Here is a 15,926-nt window from a genome sequence, read left to right as displayed (position 1 = left end):
GATCACGATCTACAGCTGGAGTATTAGTGCTGCTTGTTCATGTCGGTGCCCTTGGGGGCCTGGTAGGCGGGCGACGTGAGGGTCACGCCGATTTCCGGTGTGTCGGAGGCGCCCGGTCCGTCCCCTGGTGATTTGCCCTTGATCCATTCGATGAGGACCAGGTGGTGGGTCCGGGTATGTTCCGCCCGCATTTGCAATTGGCGGGCTTCGGACTTGGCGGGGGCGTAGGAGACGATCCTCCAGTCGTTTTGAGGCAGGGATCTGTACAGGTTGTCCATTCCTGTCTTCAGCTTGTCGTTCGGCAGGTCATAGATCGCCCAGTCATGGGAGATGTAATAACCGCGCTCCACCTGGTTGTCGTCGGCGAATCCCGGCCCCGGCTCGGTCACCTTTCCGTGAAGTCCCGACAAAGCCAGGATCTGGCTGGAGAGCTGGGCGGCCTCCTTCTTGGCGGCGGAGATGTCTTTCTCCGTGGGCCTGTTCGGGGCCGAGTCGGAAGTGTGCGACGCTGTGCCGCTATTCTCGCGCGTGTTCATTCCCGAGCATCCCGTCAGTAATCCGGCGAGCGTGATCGCGATTATGGTTTTCGTGCCGCTCTTGCGAAGCATCGACTCTTTGTAGATCACGGATTATGTTACCTTGCCGTAGTGCTCGGTGATGACGCGTGCCTGGTTGAGAAGACTTTCCGAATCATGATTCGGGTACGTGTCCCAATATCCGCCGTGGCCGCTGGTGTCGACACGCATACGGTGGGCGCCGAATGCCTCATCCGACGGTACTTCGGCAGACCATCCCGCGTAATACGGGACACCGTGCCATGTGTCCACGGTGAATTCCCGTCCGGGAAGACCTGTGAACACCTTTCCCAGCAGTGGAATGCGGTCGTCCCCTGCGGCTTCGGACCACACATGCTTCTTTCCGACATCGAGATCCTTGGCATTCCCCACCTCCACACCTGGGCTGCCGACCAGGACGACGTCATCCCCCGACAGGTGGCCGTGGCGTGCCGCGGAGCCGATCAGAGTCGTCCCGTAGCTGTGCCCGATCAACGTGGTGTGGCTTTTGTCGTCGCCCCCCTGCGCGACGGCGAGCCCCGCCATGAAGTTGTTCAGACCTGCGGCGCCGTGGTCCGCGTAACTGCGTGACATCGCGGACGGGGCGATGCTTTGCGGGGCGTCGTATCCCAGATAGGCGATGGTGGCGGTCGACCGGTTGGGATCTACCTTCAGGCTTTTCCGCCACAGGAGATCTGAGCGGTTCAGGTCCCCGTTGATACTTTCCAGCTTCGCGTGAGTACCGGGGATGTACACGGCGGTGTTCTGCGCGGTGTCCGGGTTGCCGGTGGCCACGATGGCGTGACCGTTGCCCCGGGTGTCGAAGGCGAGCAGGTAGCGGTCCGGCATCCCGTCCACGCCCGCACTGTCCAGCCGGTTTTGAATCGCTTCCATGCCCTTGAGCTGTCCTTCGATGAGCTTCCGCTGGAGCTTGTTGGCGTCGTTCTCGGGGAGCGAAGCCAGTGTGCTCGCCAACGTGCTGCGGGTTTCCGCGAGGACGAGGCGGTTGGCGCTGTCCCGGGCGTCGGAGGGAATGCCGTTGAGGGCCCCGATCACATCCGGGTACAGCGCGGTGTACTCGTCGCGCTGCTCCTGGGTGAGGCCCTTCCACCAGGCGGCGTTCCGTTGCGGCGATGCGCCTTTGGGAACACCGGACAGCTTGACGTGAGCACCGGCGGCCTTGCGCAGCGCGGCCATGTCCTGTGCCGCGTCGCGCCACACCGCGTCGTCTACGGTCAGGCCCCGGGCCGTGGTCAGCCGGGCGAGCGCCCGGGAGTAGCGGCCGTCTATCTCCGCCGCCTCTTTGAGGGCAGAGCCGATGCGGTCCGCGATGTCCTGGGCTTTGGCCCGATTCGGGTCCTTGCCGCTGGACCCCAGAAACGGCGGTCCCTGCTCGGGCCCGGACGGCGCCCGCTCGCCGGAACCCGCCCCGCCCGGGTCCGGCCCGTACAGCATCTCTCCCGGGTACGTGACGGACCCGTCCGACCCGACCGTGAAACCGCGCTGCTGAGCCTCGTCCAGGGCCTCACGTAACTTCCGCTGCGGCGCGGCCAGTTCGTCCGCCAGGCCGTCGAGCGCGGTGCGTATCAGCCCGCATTCCGCGTGAATGTACTCGTAATTCCGGCTCAGCTGCTTCAAGGCGGAAATCGCGCTGTCGGCACCCTCGCCCTGCTGGGTTTCGTTGAGCCTGCGCAGCATCTCGTGGTTCACCCGGCGCATCGCGGCGTCGGCCCGGTTGCTGACCTTGCTCCAGCCGGCGGCGGCTTCGGTGATGGCGGAGCGGTCCAGGTCGCGCAGGTTGTCGATGGACACCACGGCAGGTCACCGCTCCCCGTGCGCGGCGCCGTGCGAGGGCTGCGCGGAGCTGCCGGTCTCCCACGTGCCCCGGGCGGCGTCGAAGCCGTCCCGGACGTGGGCGTCGTGCGCGCCGTAGCCGCCGCCCGCGGCGTTCAGGGACTTCTGTAACCGGGCGCATTCGTCGCGGACATCGCCCAGCCGCCCGGCCCACGCCGTCCGGATCGAGGCCAGCGAGGCCGTGCTGGACAGTCCCTTGGTGCGCTGGGACAGGTTCTCGTGCGCCGCGTCGAGATCCGTCAGAGCGTCCCGCAGACCGGTGTGCAGCTCGCCCGCCACCCCGGCTGCCGCGGTCCACGGGGTGACGCTCGCCTTGTGCGTGCCACCGCCGCTGCCCTGCCCCGGCGAGGTGAGCCCGAATCGCCCTAAGAGTTCCGTCACTTGGGTCCGCTGTCCTTCCCGCCGTACGGACGAGCGCACCCCGGGCCGGGCCGACGGCCGACCGGGGCCACGCACGCCGACCGGCCGCCCGTGGTCGTACGCGGTACGAGTGTTCCGCACTGCTGGGCTCGCGCGTTCCGCGCCACGCCCACCCGGGGGTGCATCGCGCACACCCGCCACTGACCGGCTCGGTTCACGATCCGGCGTCAGGTGAACCTATCGTGGTAGATGATCTGTCGCGCTCACAACAGGGCCGTGTGCTCCGCGAGTTGAGTAGGCGTACTCATGCGGTGAAGACTGCCCGCCCCCGTGCATCGCGGAGGCGGGCAGTGAGTGTTTATCAGACAGCGCCGGGTCAGGCTCCGATACGTCCGGTGCGGAGGCCGGTGACGAAGGCGGTGAACTGGTCGGCGGGGACGAGGAGGGCGGGGCCGGTGCGGTCCTTGGAGTCGCGGATGCCGNGCCGGGTCAGGCTCCGATACGTCCGGTGCGGAGGCCGGTGACGAAGGCGGTGAACTGGTCGGCGGGGACGAGGAGGGCGGGGCCGGTGCGGTCCTTGGAGTCGCGGATGCCGACGTGGCCGGTGGCGGTGAGGTCCGCGACCTCCACACAGGCGGTGCCGTTCTCCGAGCTGTGGGACGACTTGAACCAGACGGTGTCAGGGCCCAGGGACATCAGACCCCCTCGGTACGGACGTGAGCGATGAAGGCGGCGAACTGGTCGGCGGGGACGAGGAGGGCGGGGCCGGTGCGGTCCTTGGAGTCGCGGATGCCGACGTGGCCGGTGGCGGTGAGGTCCGCGACCTCCACACAGGCGGTGCCGTTCTCCGAGCTGTGGGACGACTTGAACCAGACGGTGTCAGGGCCCAGGGACATCAGACCCCCTCGGTACGGACGTGAGCGATGAAGGCGGCGAACTGGTCGGCGGGGACGAGGAGGGCGGGGCCGGTGCGGTCCTTGGAGTCGCGGATGCCGACGTGGCCGGTGGCGGTGAGGTCCGCGACCTCCACACAGTTGGTGCCGTTCTCCGCGCTGTAGGACGACTTGAACCAGGCGCTTTCAGGGGCGACGTCAGGGGCCGTGCGGTGAGCCATGGGTGTCAGATCTCTCCTGCTAGTCGGTGCAGAAACATGGGGGTCTCGCCAGGGGCGAGAGCGCTGGCCCGCAGGGCGTCGAACCTGCGGGAGAACGACCAGACGGTGGTGTCCTTGTCGCTGACGATCGAGCCCTCGGCCGCATCGGTCTGGACGACGGTGGGCAGCAGCGGGCCGAACTCCAGCAGGGTGAAGTTGAAGCTGGACCGGTAGGCGGCCGAGGTCATCGGCAGGACCTGCACCGTCACGTTGTCCAGCTTGGACAGCCTGATCAGGTCCTCGTACTGCTCGCGCATCACGTCCGGACCGCCGACCGTGTGCCGCAGTGCCGCCTCGTCCAGCACCGCCCACAGCTCCTGCCTGCTGTCCTTGCGGATGAACTGCTTCCTGCGCTCCTTGCGGACGACGATGGTGCGCTCGACGAACTCCGTGGTGGTCTCCTCGACCGGCTTGGCCGTCTGGAGCAGCTCGCGGGCGTACTGCTCGGTCTGCAACAGGGAGAACACCACACTCGGCTGCCAGGTGCGGATGGCCCGCGCGCCGCTCTCCAGCCCGACGTACGTGGCCATGCCCGACGGCATGATGCTGCGGTACGGCGCCCACCAGCCCCGGTTGAGCGAGCCGCGCTGGATCTCCGTCAGGAACTCGATGTCCTCCTCGCTCGTGACGCCGTAGCGCTCGAGCAGGGCCCGCAGGTCAGCCGCGGACTTCAGGGCGGCCAGGCCGTTCTCCACCCGGTGGAGCTTGGAGGCGGAGAACCCCAGGCCGTCGACGGCCTGGGCGAGGGTCTTTCCCTCCTTCTCCCGTAACCGGCGGAGTTCCCAGCCGAGTTGCATGCGCCGGACGGTGGGCCCGGTAGGTGCTGCCACGAGTCTGCCTCCTTGCAGATCGAGTCCGCCGGGCCGCTGAGCTGCCTTCGAGTCTGCCACCCTCAGCTCTCCTCATACAGCGCAGAGCCCTTGCTATCGCATATGCCAATTCCACGGGAAGTCCCTCTTTGACTTGCCCGTCAATTTTCAGTCAGGGGAAGCTGATTGAGCCACCGTTTCGGTGAGAAACGGCGGGAAGGACGGGTTTTGCCCCCTTGTGGGTGGATGCGCGCCCGGGACGCGCGGACGGCCGGGGGCGAGGCCGTGCCCCGTAGCGTAGGGCGACCAGTGGCCGCCCGCGCGGGAATTGACGTCACGTCACCCGTTCGACTGACACCCCAGAACGAAAGGCCGCTGCCCATGCCCGCTGCCCACCCCACCGCCCCCGCCCGGCCCCCGCTGTCCTGGGGCCCGAACCGGCTCCCCGTCCCGTACGCCGCCTCGTGGAGCGCGGAAACCCCGGCGATGTCAGGAGCCTTGACGATCCGCCCGGACGGCGCGGGCCTGGCCTACCGGGACGAGAGGCCCCAGGACCGCGACCGCCACGGCGTGCTGTGGGTCCGCCTGACCGAGGCGCCCGGCGAGGGCCGCCCCGACTTCCGGACCATGCACGCGGCGCGCCAGCGTCGCGTCATGCTCGACCGGCTGTGCCAGGTGTGCGGCGGGCCGGCCGACCGCACCTCTCAGGGCTGGCTGTTCCTCCTGCAACGGCCCGGCCAGGACGAGTGGTCGCCGGACTGGCCCGAGGGCTCGCTGTGCACCAAGCCCCCGGTCTGCCGCGCGTGCGCGGCCCTGGCCGTACGCCACTGCCCGCACCTGACCGACCCGGTCGCCGTCCGCTGCCGCAAGCCCCGCGTCTGGGGCGTCTTCGGCGGCTTCTGCACCCCGGGCCCGGACGGTCGGCTGACGCCGTCGCCGGACGACGACTACCTGCCGTACGGCCACCGGCACGCCCGCTGGTTCGTCGCCTGCCAGCTCGTCCTCGAACTCACCCGCTGCACTCAGGCGAGCCTCGGCATCTGACGCCTACGGTGAAGCGCGGAACGTGACCGCACAACGACCTACGGAGGGCCCCATGCGCCGCCGCACCCTGCTCGCCGCCGCCGGTCTCGGCGGGCCCGCGCCGCTCCCCGCCGGGTTGGACGACGCGCTCGCCGGCATGCCCGATCCCACCGGCTCCCCGGTCCCTCTGGACGCCCGACTCGCCGCCGCGCGCGGCCACTTCGACGCCGGGCGGCACGCCGCGCTTCTGCATGTCCTGCCCGGCCTGCTGGCCGACGCGCACGAGGCGGCCAGGGGGCGGCGGGAGGCCGCGCAAGCGCGGCTGTCCGTCGTCTACAGCCTCGCCTCCCAGGTGCTGTCGAAGATCGGCCGGTACGACCAGGCCAGGCTGGCCGCCGACCGCGCGAGCGTGTACGCGGACCTGTCCGGCTCCCCGCTCGCCGCAGCGGCGGCGGCCCGGGAGCTGAGCGTCGTGCTGCGGCACCAGGGCCAGTCGGCCGCCGCCCAGCGGCACATGTCCGGTGCGGTCGCCCGGGTGGGGGCCACGGGGGCTCACGACGGACACGCAGGCGTCGGCGTACGCGCAGATGCTGTGCACCACCTCATACACGGCGGCGGTCGCCGGGGACCGCGACCAGGCGCTGGCGATGATCCGCGACGCCGGTCGGGCCGCTCGGGGGCTGCCGGACCGAGCGCCGGACGGGCGGCTGTTCCCGGTCACTCCGGCCGCCGTCGCCCTGTACGAGGTCGGCGTCCACTGGGCGCTGGGCGACGCGGGCGCGGCGCTGCGTGCGGGGCGTGACCTGCGGCCGGGGCAGTTCCGTACGGCGGAGCGGCGGGGGTGCATGCACACCGACCTGGCCCGGGCCTGGTGGCAGTGGGGGAGGCCGGAGCAGACCGTCGACGCGCTGTTGCGCGCCCACCGGGCGGCTCCGGCCGAGGTCCGCGACCGGCCGTCGATCCGGGCCCTCGTCACCGAGCTGGAGCGGTGGCACCCTCGGGTCGCGGGCGTCCGCGAGCTGTCGCGCGCGGTGGGGGCGGGCCGTCCCGGCCTGACGGGCCGTCTCCTTCCGTGCGGCTCCGGCCGCCGGATCGCCGGGCTTCCGACTTTCAGGATCAGGCCCGGCAGGGCGATCCGCGTCGTACGGGACCTCAGCGCAGTGACATCGTTGGACAGACGTGCGTCCGATCGCCGGAGGGTGGTAATGAGCACCCCAAACGGGGCACGTTCCTTCCGTGGGGGCGTGTCATGGACGAGAGTGTCAGTCGGGTGCCACACACTGGTGTCACTCAGTGCCACATGGGGGGGAGACGATGAGCGTGACCATCATCGAACAGCGGACAGCGAACAGCGGACAGCGGACCACGACGACGACATAGTGATCGAGCTGTCGCCGGAGGAGTTCCACGCTGCGGCGAGGCAGGCATTGGAGCAGTTAGGGCTCACCTACGCCGGGCTCGCGGACCAGGCCGAGCGCGGGGCGTTCGTCTCCGCTCAGGCCCATGCGCTGTGGACGGCCATCGGCGGCACGGTTGATCTCTGACGCGTTACGCGCCCAGGCCGCAGACTTCGCGAAAGAGATCCAGAGCCTGCTCAACCGGACGATCTGCGGCAACGTGCAGATCAGGGCGCTGGCCTGGCGCTCGCCCGAGGTGGGCAGGGTCTTCGTCGTCGGGCATCGGGTGTCCAAGCAGTCGCTGGTTCCGGAGCGCTTCCAGGTCCACACGGGGAAAGGGCGAAGCTGTGGATGGATGTCAGCTTCCAGTTACGGCTGGACGACGAGGGTGAGCATCTGACGGTGCACAAGTCGTTCTTCGGAGTGTTCGGCAGTCCGGAGGCGAAAGAGGGCTTGTGCCACTACGACTACGAGCGCGCCAAGCGTGACGGCTACCCGGAGGCGCATCTCCAGGTCTACGGCCAGTCCGAGACGCTGGAGGCCCTGCGGCAGGGGCGGGCGCTGGCGAAGCTGCACTTCCCGGTCGGTGGCAGACGGTTCCGCCCCTCCCTGGAGGACTTGATCGAATTCCTGGTCAGGGAGCAACTGGTGGAGCCGAAGGACGACTACATGGCCGTTCTGGACGCGGGTCGGCAGAGGTTCATGGCCAAGCAGCTTCGGGCGGCGATGCGCCGCAACCCGGACATCGTGGCCGAGCATGTCGAGCGGCACGGCGCGCCGAAGATCGGTGACCGCTGACCCTGCTCGTTCGCTGCGGGCGCGAGGCCGCGTGCCGGATGCGAGGCCGGAGGGTTTTACGTTCCGCGAGACAGCGCCTCCGAAGGGTGCCTCACGCGGAGGCGGCCCAGGTCCCCCCATCCTCCCATCGGGGGGAATTGCCGTAAAATCGGCTTAGGCGAGTAAGGGGTATGTTTGGGGCGTAACGTCAACTGGTGAGGATCGTGCGCGATGCAGCAACCCGCGGCAGACCCACCGGAAGGTGGGGACGGCCTCCTCCCGGACGAGGCCCCGGCCCCGGCCGAAGCCGCATCGCCGGACGACCCCGGGGCCCAGCTCGTAGAGTGGGCCTTCGCCCACTCGCCGCTGACCCTCGCCGTCTACGACCTCGACGGGCGCGTCCTGCGGATGAACGCCGCCACCCGCGGCCTGCTGCGCGTCACGGAGGAGGAGGCGCTGGGACGGCCCGTCGGCGAGGTGTACCGGCAGGCGATGGCCGACCGGGCACCGGCCGCCCCCGCCTACTGCGACCCCGTGGTGGCCGCGGTGCGCGAGGTGGGCCGCAGCGGGGTGCCGATCCGCTACGAGGTGACCGCCCCGACCCCCGGCGACCCGCGCCTGACCACCTGGGCGGTGAGCATGTCACCGGTGCGGGACCCGGCCGGGCGGGTGCTGGGCGTGTTCGCGGCCGGGTCGGACACCACCGAGCAGTACCGCGCGCGGCAGCGGCTGGCGGTCCTGAACGAGGCGAGCTACCCGGGTCGGCACCACGCTGGACGTCACCCGTACGGCCGAGGAGCTGACCGAGGTCGTGGTGCCGCGGCTGGCCGACTTCGTCAGCGTGGACCTCCCTGTGCCGGTCCTGGACGGCGGCGAGCCGCCCCCGTTGCTGCCCGGCGCCGTGCTGGAGCTGTGCCGGGTGGCGCACCGGTCGGTGACCGCGGGCGTTCCGGAGGCGGCGTACCCGATCGGCGCGACGGCCCGGTACCCGGACTACTCGCCGCCCGCGCGGGCGCTCGCCGGCGGTGAGGCGGTGCTGAGCGACGGCGCCGACCCGCGCACCGTCCGGTGGCTGAGCGAGGACCCCCGGCGGGACGAGCGGGTACGGGCCTTCGGGTTCCACTCGGTGATCGCCGCGCCGATGCGCGCCCGCGGGACCACGCTGGGCGTGGCCGTGCTCTCCCGCCACCGCCCGGAGCCCTTCGAGCGCGACGACGTGCTGCTGGTCGAGGAGCTGGCCGCCCGCGCGGCCGTCTGCGTGGACAACGCCCGCCGCTACACCCGCGAGCGCACCACCGCCCTGGCCCTGCAACGCAGCCTGCTGCCCCGGCGGCCGCAGGTCCAGAAGGCCGTCCGGGTCGCCTCCCGCTACCTGCCCGCGGGCGGGCAGGCGGGCATCGGCGGCGACTGGTTCGACGTGATCCCGCTGTCCGGGACCCGGGTCGCCCTGGTCGTCGGGGACGTGGTCGGGCACGGCATCCACGCGTCCGCCACCATGGGGCGGCTGCGCACCGCGGTGCGCACCCTGGCCGACGTCGACCTGCCGCCGGACGAACTCCTCACCCATCTCGACGACCTGGTCGCCCACCTCCCCGAGCGGCACGACACGCTCGACCCGGCGGCCGACACCCCGGGCGAGACCGGCGCGACCTGCCTGTACGCGGTCTACGACCCGGTGGAGCGGCGCTGCGTGCTGGCCAGCGCCGGGCACCCGGCCCCGGCCGTCGTCCACCCCGACGGCACCGCGGGCTACGTGGCGGTGGCCCCCGGGCCGCCGCTGGGCGTGGGCGGGCTGCCCTTCGAGGCCGCCGAGGTTGAGCTGCCCGAGGGCAGCCTCATCGCCCTGTTCACCGACGGGCTGGTCGAGTCGCGCGACCGGGACTACGACGAGGGGCTCGCCCTGCTGCGCGACGCCCTGGCCCGGCCCGCCGCGCCGCTGGACGAGACCGCCGACCTGGTGCTGTCCGCCCTGCTGCCGGACCGGCCGCTGGACGACGTGGCGCTGCTGATCGCCCGTACGCACGGACTGGACGCCGACCACGTCGCCACCTGGGAGCTGCCCGCCGACCCGGAGGCGGTCGCCGCCGCCCGCAAGGCGGCGTCCGGCCGGCTGGCCGCCTGGGGGCTGGACGAGGCCGCGTTCGTCACCGAGCTGGTGGTCAGCGAGCTGGTCACCAACGCGATCCGGCACGCGGGCCCGCCCATCGTGCTGCGGCTGATCCGCGGCGAGGGCTCGCTGATCTGCGAGGTGTCGGACGGCAGCAGCACCAGCCCGCACATGCGGCGGGCCCGGACGTACGACGAGGGCGGCCGCGGCCTGCTGCTCGTGGCCCAGCTCACCCGGCGCTGGGGCTCCCGGCAGGCCGCCGCGGGCGGCAAGACCATCTGGGCCGAGCAGGACCTGGGCCACCTCGGCGCGGCCGAGCTGGGCCTGTGGGCCCTGCCCGACTAGGGCCGCACCTCATCGCTCTGGCACGGAATCGACTCCGGTACGGGATCGTCTCTGGTGCGGGACGGCTTCGGCGCGGGACGGCTTCGGTACGGGCTCGGAGTCAGCCGGGGTTTCGGGGGCCCGGCCAGAGCGCCGACGCGTCGTCCCGGTCCGGGTAGGGCGGCGTCAGCGGGCGCACCGGCACCGGCTCCGGCTTCGTGGCGGCGGTCCCGGCCCAGGGCCCGGCCGCGGGTTCCCCTCCCGCGGCGTCCGCGACCGGGGTGCGCGTCACGGTCCAGGGCACCGGGCGGCCGGTGTAGCACAGCGCGGTGACGAGGAACGCGTCGTCGGCGTACACCTCCACGTACTCGCCGGCCGTCAGGATCCGCAGCCGTCGCGGGGGACGGGCCGCCTCGGCCCCGGCCAGCGGGCCGCCGCCCGGTCCGGCCACCCACACCGCGCGCCCCTGGCAGCCCACGGCCAGCGCCGGCGCCTCGCCCTCGGCGCGCAGCACGACCTCGGTCCGCACGGCGCCGCCGCGGGCCCCGGACCCGCCCGCGCCGCCGGGGCCGCCGGGCGCGGATCCGTCCAGGGCCTCCGGGTCGTGCCGGACGGCCACGTCCGCGCACCCGTCCGGCACCGGACGCCCCGACACGGGCGGCCCCAGCCAGCGGTCCAGGCCGGGCCACCACTCCAGCCGGGGCGGGCCGGCGCCGGGCACGGCCAGCGCCTTGGGCTGGGCCAGCATGCCCCGGCAGTAGGCGGCGCGGTCCGACAGGCCGACGCGGCGCGGGGTGGTGTGCAGCACCACGCGCGCCCCGTCGGGGGCGGTGACCACGCGCGGGGCGTAGACGCCGACCGGCGCCAGCGGGCCGATCCGCCGCCACGGGCCGCGCAGCCAGGGCGCCGCCCACGTGTCGACGCGGCCGCCCCCGATGCCGCCCGTACTGGTGAACAGCAGCCAGCCGTCCGCCACCCGCTCCAGCACCGGGCACTCCAGGTGGTCCCGGTCGCCAGGGGAGACCAGCGGCGGGTGCGCCTGCCAGTGCTCCAGGTCGGGGGAGGTGGCCAGGGCGACGCACCCGGCCCGCTCCACCGGCAGCGACACGTCGCCGGCGCAGACGGCCATGGCCCAGCCGGGGCCCTCGTCGTCGCGTACGACGAACGGGTCGCGCCAGCCCATGCCGTCCCCGGTGCGGTACCAGCGAGGGTCGGCGCAGGACACCGGCACGGTGCCGTGTCGCAGCCAGCCGGTGCCGTCCCGCCGGTGTGAGCGGGCGAGGCCCACGGCCTGTACCGGCCAGCCGTCGGCCGTGACGCACCCCACGCCGGTGTAGAGCATCGCCAGGCCGTCGCCGTGCGGGATGGCGTGCATCGTCCACACGGCCGCCTGGTCGAAGCGGCCGGGCGGCCCGACGCCGAAGGCGGTGCCTTCCGTCTGCCAGCGCACCAGGTCGGTGGAGGTGGCCCGGCCGTAGGAGGTCTCCATGCGCAGGTGGTCGAAGGGCGCGGTCCACGGCCCCTGGAGGTGCAGCACGGTGTAGCCGTCCGGTCCGGCCAGGACGGTGAAGTCGTTGAGGCACATGCCGGGCGGGGCGTAGCGCATCGCGAGATTCCTCCTGACCCCTCCGCGGCGGTCCGCCGCGCCGTCACGGGGAAGAAGTTCCTCTTCTCCAGGATGACACTCGCTTGTCGGAATATTTGGAATGCCCGGAATGTCGGGTGAAGCTGTGTGCCCGGCCGTACGGGGCGGCGAGGGCCGCCACCGCGGCGGCGGCCGCGCCCGCGGTGGCCGGGCCCTCACGCCGACTGGCGGAACGCCTCGTTCAGCTCCCAGAACAAGGCCGTGTTCAGCTTGAAGGCCCGCCTGCACTCGTCCACGACGCGCTGCTTCTCCAGGTCGTCCACCGGCAGCGCGTCCAGCAGCGCCCGGTACTCGCGCTTGAAGGCCGCCGGGTTCGCGATGTCCGCGAAGACGTAGAACCGCACGCCGTCGCCCTTGCGCGCGAAGCCCCAGGTCTTCTCCGCCGAGTCCCGCACGATCTGGCCGCCGGAGAGGTCGCCGAGGTAGCGGGTGTAGTGGTGGGCCACGTACCCGCCCGGCCAGGTGCGCGCGCACTCGGCGATCCGGGACGCGTACGCCGCCGTGGTGGGCAGCGGGGTCAGGCCCGCGCGCCAGTCCGGGCCGCCGAGGTGGGCCAGGTCGCGCTCCAGCTGCTCGGTGCGGGCCAGCTCGGGCCGCAGCAGGGGGCCCGCCACGGGGTCGGCGGACAGGCGCGCGCGGTCGTCGGGGGCCTCCAGGGCGCGGTAGACGAACCACAGCTGCTCGGTGTACCGCCGGTAGGCGGCCACGCCGAGCCGACCGCCGAGCATGTCGCTCATGAAGGGGGAGCTGTTCGCCTCGGTGTGCAGATCCTGCGAGGCGGTGCGCAGCAACGTGGAGAACGGTGCGGGGGACTCGGCGGGGGACGGGCTCGGAGCGGGGGCGGCGGGCAAGGCGGACCTCCGGGAGGCCGGGCGGGCACGGGAGTGCGATTCTCTCTACTTAGGATTACCTAAGTCAATCGTTTCCCGACGGGCTGTCGGCAACCAGCCTACGGCAGCGTCAGGATCTCCGCACCGGTATCTGTCACCACCAACGTGTGCTCGAACTGCGCCGTGCGCCTCCGGTCCTTCGTGACCACCGTCCAGCCGTCGTCCCACATGTCGTACTCGTGCGTGCCCAGCGTGAGCATCGGCTCGATGGTGAACGTCATCCCCGGCCGCAGCTCGGTCGTGTGGTGCGGGCTGTCGTAGTGCGGCACGATCAGGCCCGAGTGGAAGGACGTGTTGATGCCGTGGCCGGTGAAGTCGCGCACCACGCCGTAGCCGAACCGCTTGGCGTACGACTCGATGACGCGGCCGATGACGTTGACCCGGCGGCCCGGCCGGACGGCCTTGATCGCGCGGTTCAGCGACTCGCGCGTGCGCTCGACCAGCAGCCGCGACTCCTCGTCCACCTCGCCGCACAGGAAGGTGGCGTTCGTGTCGCCGTGCACGCCGCCGATGTAGGCCGTCACGTCGAGATTGACGATGTCGCCGTCGCGCAGCACGGTCGAGTCCGGGATGCCGTGGCAGATGACCTCGTTGACCGAGGTGCACAGCGACTTGGGGAACTTGCGGTAGCCGAGCGTCGAGGGGTACGCGCCGTGGTCGCACATGTACGCGTGCGCCACCTCGTCCAGCTTGTCCGTCGTGACGCCCGGCGCGATGTGCCGGGCGGCCTCCGCGAGCGCCCGGGCGGCGATCCGCCCCGCGATCCGCATCCGCTCGACCGTCTCCGCGCTCTGGACCTCCGGGCCGGTGTAGGGCGTGGGCGCGTCCTTGCCGACGTACTCCGGCCGGGCGATCGAGGCCGGGACCGGGCGGGTGGGGGACAGCTTCCCCGGGACGAGAATCGACTGGCCAGACATGTCAGCGAGTGTATCGGCGCGGAGTAGGGCGGCATGGCGCCGTTCCGGCCGGGAAGGTACGCCGCGAGACGTGCGGGACGGATGGTACGGAGGCGGCAATGGCGCTGTTCGGAAGGCGCCGGGCGGGCAGGCCCGGCGAGTGGTACTACTGCCTGCGCGACGGCAGGGTCGAGGAGGGCCCGGAGTGCCGGGCGGCCGACCGCATGGGCCCCTACGCCAGCCGCGCCGAGGCCGAGCGGGCGATGGAGACGGCCGCGGAGCGCAACGCGCGCTGGGAGCACGACCCGCGATGGCACGACGGCGCGGCTGCGGGGGAGGAGGGCGAGGGGTCCGGCGGTGGCGGCACCGGTGGCGGGGATTCCGGCGGCGGGGGACGGTAGCGGGCCGTACCGCCGCCCGTAGCGCCCGTACGGACCGGAGCGCCGCCCGTGGTGCCCGTACGGCCGGAGCGTCGCCCGTGGCGCCCGTACGGGCCGTGCCGCCGACCGTACGGGCCGTGTGACCGTCGGCGGGCGGGCGGGCGCCGTCGGCCCCCCGCGTCCCGCGCCCCGGCGCCGGTCCGCCGCTCTGGGCGCCGGTCCGGCGGCGTCAGCCCGCAGCGGCCGTCAGGCCCGCCTCGCGCTCGCGTGCCTCCCGCACCCGGCGCGCGTTGTCGTCCGTCCGCGCGTCGTACGACAGCAGCCTCGGCAGCGCGAGCGCCAGCAGCCCCACCGACGCCACGCACGCCAGACCGCCCGCCCACACCGCGGCCCGCACCCCGGTGAGGCCCGCCGTGGCACCGGCCCTGACCTGGCCGAGCTGCGGGCCGGTGGCGTAGGACAGCAGCTCGATTCCGGCCAGTCGGCCGCGCAGCTCGTCCGGGATGGTCTGGTTCCACATCGTCAGCCGGAACAGGCCGCTGACCATGTCCGCGCCGCCCGCCACCACCAGGCACAGCAGCACCAGCCACACGTTCGGCAGCCAGCCCGCGAGCGCCATGGCCAGGCCCCACAGGCTCGCGCCCGCCACCACCATCCGGCCGTGCCGGTGTATCCGTGAGGTCCAGCCGCTGGTGGCGCTGACCAGCACCGAGCCGACCGACCCGGCGGCGTACATCAGGCCGAGCGCCCACGGCGCGTCCAGGTCGTCGGCCAGGAACGGAAACAGCGCGTTGGGGTAAGCGAAGATCATCGCGGCCATGTCGACCGTGTACGTGCCCAGCAGCTCCCTGCGCCGCCACGCGTAGCGCGCGCCCTCGCCGATGCCGCGCAGCGACGGCTTGTCGGCGTCCCGCGCGGGCGGGAAGGCGCTCAGCCGCCAGGACAGCAGCAGGGAGACGGCGAAGCTGGCCACGTCCAGGCCGTAGCCGACCGAGAGACCGGCGTACGCGACGAGCACGCCCGCGAGCGAGGGGCCCGCGACGGCCGACAGCTGCCAGCGCAGCCCGTTGAGCGCGGCGGCGGCGGTGATCTGGTCGTGCGGCACGATGCGCGCGGTGACCGAGTCGATCGCTGGGCGCTGGAGGCCGGTGAGCGCGCTGGTGAGCGCCGCGATCACGTACAGCGGCCAGAGCACGGGGTGCGGCAGCAGGCTGTTGACCAGCAGCAGCACGGACAGCAGGCCGAGCCCGGCCTCGGTGAGCAGGATCAGTCTGCGGCGGTCCACGGCGTCGGCGAGCGCGCCGCCGTACAGCCCGAAGACGATCAGCGGCACCAGCTCCACCGCGCCGATCGCGCCGACGGCGAAGGCCGAGCCGGTCAGCTCCTTGATCTGGAGCGGCAGCGCGACCAGGGTCAGGAAGCTGCCGAAGGAGGTCACCAGGCCCGCGGTCCACAGGACGCGGTAGTCGCGCGAGGCGCGCCAGGGCGACAGGTCGGGCAGCAGGGAGCGCCACCGGCGCGGCGTCCGGGGCGGGGGGTGGTCGGCGTCGGTCACGAGCGGACATCGTCCGTTGTCGCGCCTGTGCCCGGCAACCGAATTATCCGAATGCCGCCTGGTGCGGGCGGGGGCGTCCCGGGGGCGAGCGCGGGCCGAAGGCGGGGGCGGCCGGGTCCCGGTGGCGGCTCGGCGGCCGGGGCGGGCCCGGCCCGCGGAATCCGGCGTCGGGCCGCCCGGCCGCCGGATTCCGCGCCGCCCG

17 protein-coding genes and 2 pseudogenes are annotated in these 15,926 nt (G+C 72.5%); 7 read left to right on the top strand and 12 right to left on the bottom strand.

Going from position 1 to position 15,926, the window contains the following annotated elements; genetic code table 11:
• Positions 1-23: 23 nt before the first annotated feature.
• From RKE29_RS19270 to RKE29_RS19235, 8 genes are all read right to left on the bottom strand, one after another.
• Entirely contained in the window at positions 24-626 is a 603-nt protein-coding gene (locus RKE29_RS19270) for a hypothetical protein (RefSeq protein ID WP_312006685.1), read from the bottom strand.
• A 3-nt stretch (positions 627-629) separates the two neighbouring features.
• Complete coding sequence (locus tag RKE29_RS19265; RefSeq protein ID WP_312006684.1) at positions 630-2,366, bottom strand: alpha/beta hydrolase; 1,737 nt, start codon at positions 2,364-2,366, stop codon at positions 630-632.
• A 9-nt stretch (positions 2,367-2,375) separates the two neighbouring features.
• Entirely contained in the window at positions 2,376-2,789 is a 414-nt protein-coding gene (locus RKE29_RS19260) for a hypothetical protein (RefSeq protein ID WP_312006683.1), read from the bottom strand.
• A 355-nt stretch (positions 2,790-3,144) separates the two neighbouring features.
• The gene (locus RKE29_RS19255; RefSeq protein WP_312006686.1) at positions 3,145-3,246 is read right to left on the bottom strand and encodes a DUF397 domain-containing protein; all 102 of its coding nucleotides are present in this window, start codon (positions 3,244-3,246) and stop codon (positions 3,145-3,147) included.
• A gap of 11 nt (positions 3,247-3,257) precedes the next feature.
• Complete coding sequence (locus RKE29_RS19250) at positions 3,258-3,464, bottom strand: DUF397 domain-containing protein (RefSeq protein WP_312006682.1); 207 nt, start codon at positions 3,462-3,464, stop codon at positions 3,258-3,260.
• A complete protein-coding gene (locus RKE29_RS19245) occupies positions 3,464-3,664 on the bottom strand; it encodes a DUF397 domain-containing protein (RefSeq protein WP_312006681.1) in 201 nt (66 codons plus the stop codon). The genes RKE29_RS19250 and RKE29_RS19245 overlap by 1 nt, the downstream gene beginning before the upstream one ends.
• Positions 3,664-3,882 (bottom strand): DUF397 domain-containing protein, encoded by a 219-nt coding sequence (locus RKE29_RS19240; protein WP_312006680.1) that lies wholly within the window; start codon positions 3,880-3,882, stop codon positions 3,664-3,666. The genes RKE29_RS19245 and RKE29_RS19240 overlap by 1 nt, the downstream gene beginning before the upstream one ends.
• Before the next feature lie 5 nt (positions 3,883-3,887).
• Positions 3,888-4,751, bottom strand: coding sequence for a helix-turn-helix transcriptional regulator (locus RKE29_RS19235; protein WP_312006679.1), 864 nt, complete (start codon positions 4,749-4,751; stop codon positions 3,888-3,890).
• A gap of 477 nt (positions 4,752-5,228) precedes the next feature.
• Between RKE29_RS19235 and RKE29_RS19230 the strand changes: the two genes are divergently transcribed.
• The 6 genes and pseudogenes from RKE29_RS19230 to RKE29_RS19205 all read left to right on the top strand — a co-directional run.
• A complete protein-coding gene (locus RKE29_RS19230; RefSeq protein ID WP_312006678.1) occupies positions 5,229-5,774 on the top strand; it encodes a hypothetical protein in 546 nt (181 codons plus the stop codon).
• 43 nt (positions 5,775-5,817) lie between these two features.
• A pseudogene (locus RKE29_RS19225) lies at positions 5,818-6,787 on the top strand (transcriptional regulator); the annotation flags it as partial.
• Positions 6,788-7,132: 345 nt separating this feature from the next.
• Complete coding sequence (locus tag RKE29_RS19220) at positions 7,133-7,297, top strand: hypothetical protein (RefSeq protein ID WP_312006687.1); 165 nt, start codon at positions 7,133-7,135, stop codon at positions 7,295-7,297.
• Positions 7,287-7,550: a hypothetical protein gene (locus tag RKE29_RS19215; protein ID WP_312006677.1), complete on the top strand. Its 264-nt coding sequence runs from the start codon at positions 7,287-7,289 to the stop codon at positions 7,548-7,550. The genes RKE29_RS19220 and RKE29_RS19215 overlap by 11 nt, the downstream gene beginning before the upstream one ends.
• Before the next feature lie 2 nt (positions 7,551-7,552).
• A complete protein-coding gene (locus tag RKE29_RS19210; protein ID WP_312006676.1) occupies positions 7,553-7,948 on the top strand; it encodes a hypothetical protein in 396 nt (131 codons plus the stop codon).
• Between the two features lie 315 nt (positions 7,949-8,263).
• Positions 8,264-10,379, top strand: a pseudogene (locus RKE29_RS19205) (SpoIIE family protein phosphatase); the annotation flags it as partial.
• A 100-nt stretch (positions 10,380-10,479) separates the two neighbouring features.
• Here the strand turns inward: RKE29_RS19205 and RKE29_RS19200 are convergent.
• From RKE29_RS19200 to map, 3 genes are all read right to left on the bottom strand, one after another.
• Complete coding sequence (locus RKE29_RS19200) at positions 10,480-11,964, bottom strand: mucin-1 (protein ID WP_312006675.1); 1,485 nt, start codon at positions 11,962-11,964, stop codon at positions 10,480-10,482.
• 194 nt (positions 11,965-12,158) lie between these two features.
• Positions 12,159-12,854 (bottom strand): biliverdin-producing heme oxygenase, encoded by a 696-nt coding sequence (locus RKE29_RS19195; RefSeq protein ID WP_312006674.1) that lies wholly within the window; start codon positions 12,852-12,854, stop codon positions 12,159-12,161.
• 98 nt (positions 12,855-12,952) lie between these two features.
• Positions 12,953-13,810: a type I methionyl aminopeptidase gene (gene map / locus RKE29_RS19190; protein ID WP_312006673.1), complete on the bottom strand. Its 858-nt coding sequence runs from the start codon at positions 13,808-13,810 to the stop codon at positions 12,953-12,955.
• A 98-nt stretch (positions 13,811-13,908) separates the two neighbouring features.
• On the opposite strand from map, the gene RKE29_RS19185 reads away from it, so the two are divergent.
• Positions 13,909-14,190 carry a hypothetical protein gene (locus RKE29_RS19185; RefSeq protein WP_312006672.1) on the top strand — a complete coding sequence of 94 codons (282 nt, stop codon included), beginning with the start codon at positions 13,909-13,911 and terminating at the stop codon, positions 14,188-14,190.
• A 208-nt stretch (positions 14,191-14,398) separates the two neighbouring features.
• On the opposite strand, the gene RKE29_RS19180 is transcribed toward RKE29_RS19185, so the two are convergent.
• Positions 14,399-15,724 carry an MFS transporter gene (locus RKE29_RS19180; RefSeq protein WP_312006671.1) on the bottom strand — a complete coding sequence of 442 codons (1,326 nt, stop codon included), beginning with the start codon at positions 15,722-15,724 and terminating at the stop codon, positions 14,399-14,401.
• Between the last annotated feature and the right edge of the window lie 202 nt (positions 15,725-15,926).

It is taken from the genome of Streptomyces sp. B1866, assembly GCF_031932565.1.
Lineage (GTDB): Bacteria > Actinomycetota > Actinomycetes > Streptomycetales > Streptomycetaceae > Streptomyces.
The sequence above is the reverse complement of the archived record's forward strand: the minus strand, read 5'-3'. Positions and strand labels throughout refer to the sequence as shown.

What these genes read in the sequence shown, in the direction of transcription:
- RKE29_RS19200 (WP_312006675.1), bottom strand. Translation starts at nt 11,964, where the DNA reads ATGCGCTACGCCCCGCCCGGCATGTGCCTCAACGACTTCACCGTCCTG.
- RKE29_RS19245 (WP_312006681.1), bottom strand. Translation starts at nt 3,664, where the DNA reads ATGTCCCTGGGCCCTGACACCGTCTGGTTCAAGTCGTCCCACAGCTCG.
- RKE29_RS19185 (WP_312006672.1), top strand. Translation starts at nt 13,909, where the DNA reads ATGGCGCTGTTCGGAAGGCGCCGGGCGGGCAGGCCCGGCGAGTGGTAC.
- RKE29_RS19240 (WP_312006680.1), bottom strand. Translation starts at nt 3,882, where the DNA reads ATGGCTCACCGCACGGCCCCTGACGTCGCCCCTGAAAGCGCCTGGTTC.
- RKE29_RS19250 (WP_312006682.1), bottom strand. Translation starts at nt 3,464, where the DNA reads ATGTCCCTGGGCCCTGACACCGTCTGGTTCAAGTCGTCCCACAGCTCG.
- map (WP_312006673.1), bottom strand. Translation starts at nt 13,810, where the DNA reads ATGTCTGGCCAGTCGATTCTCGTCCCGGGGAAGCTGTCCCCCACCCGC.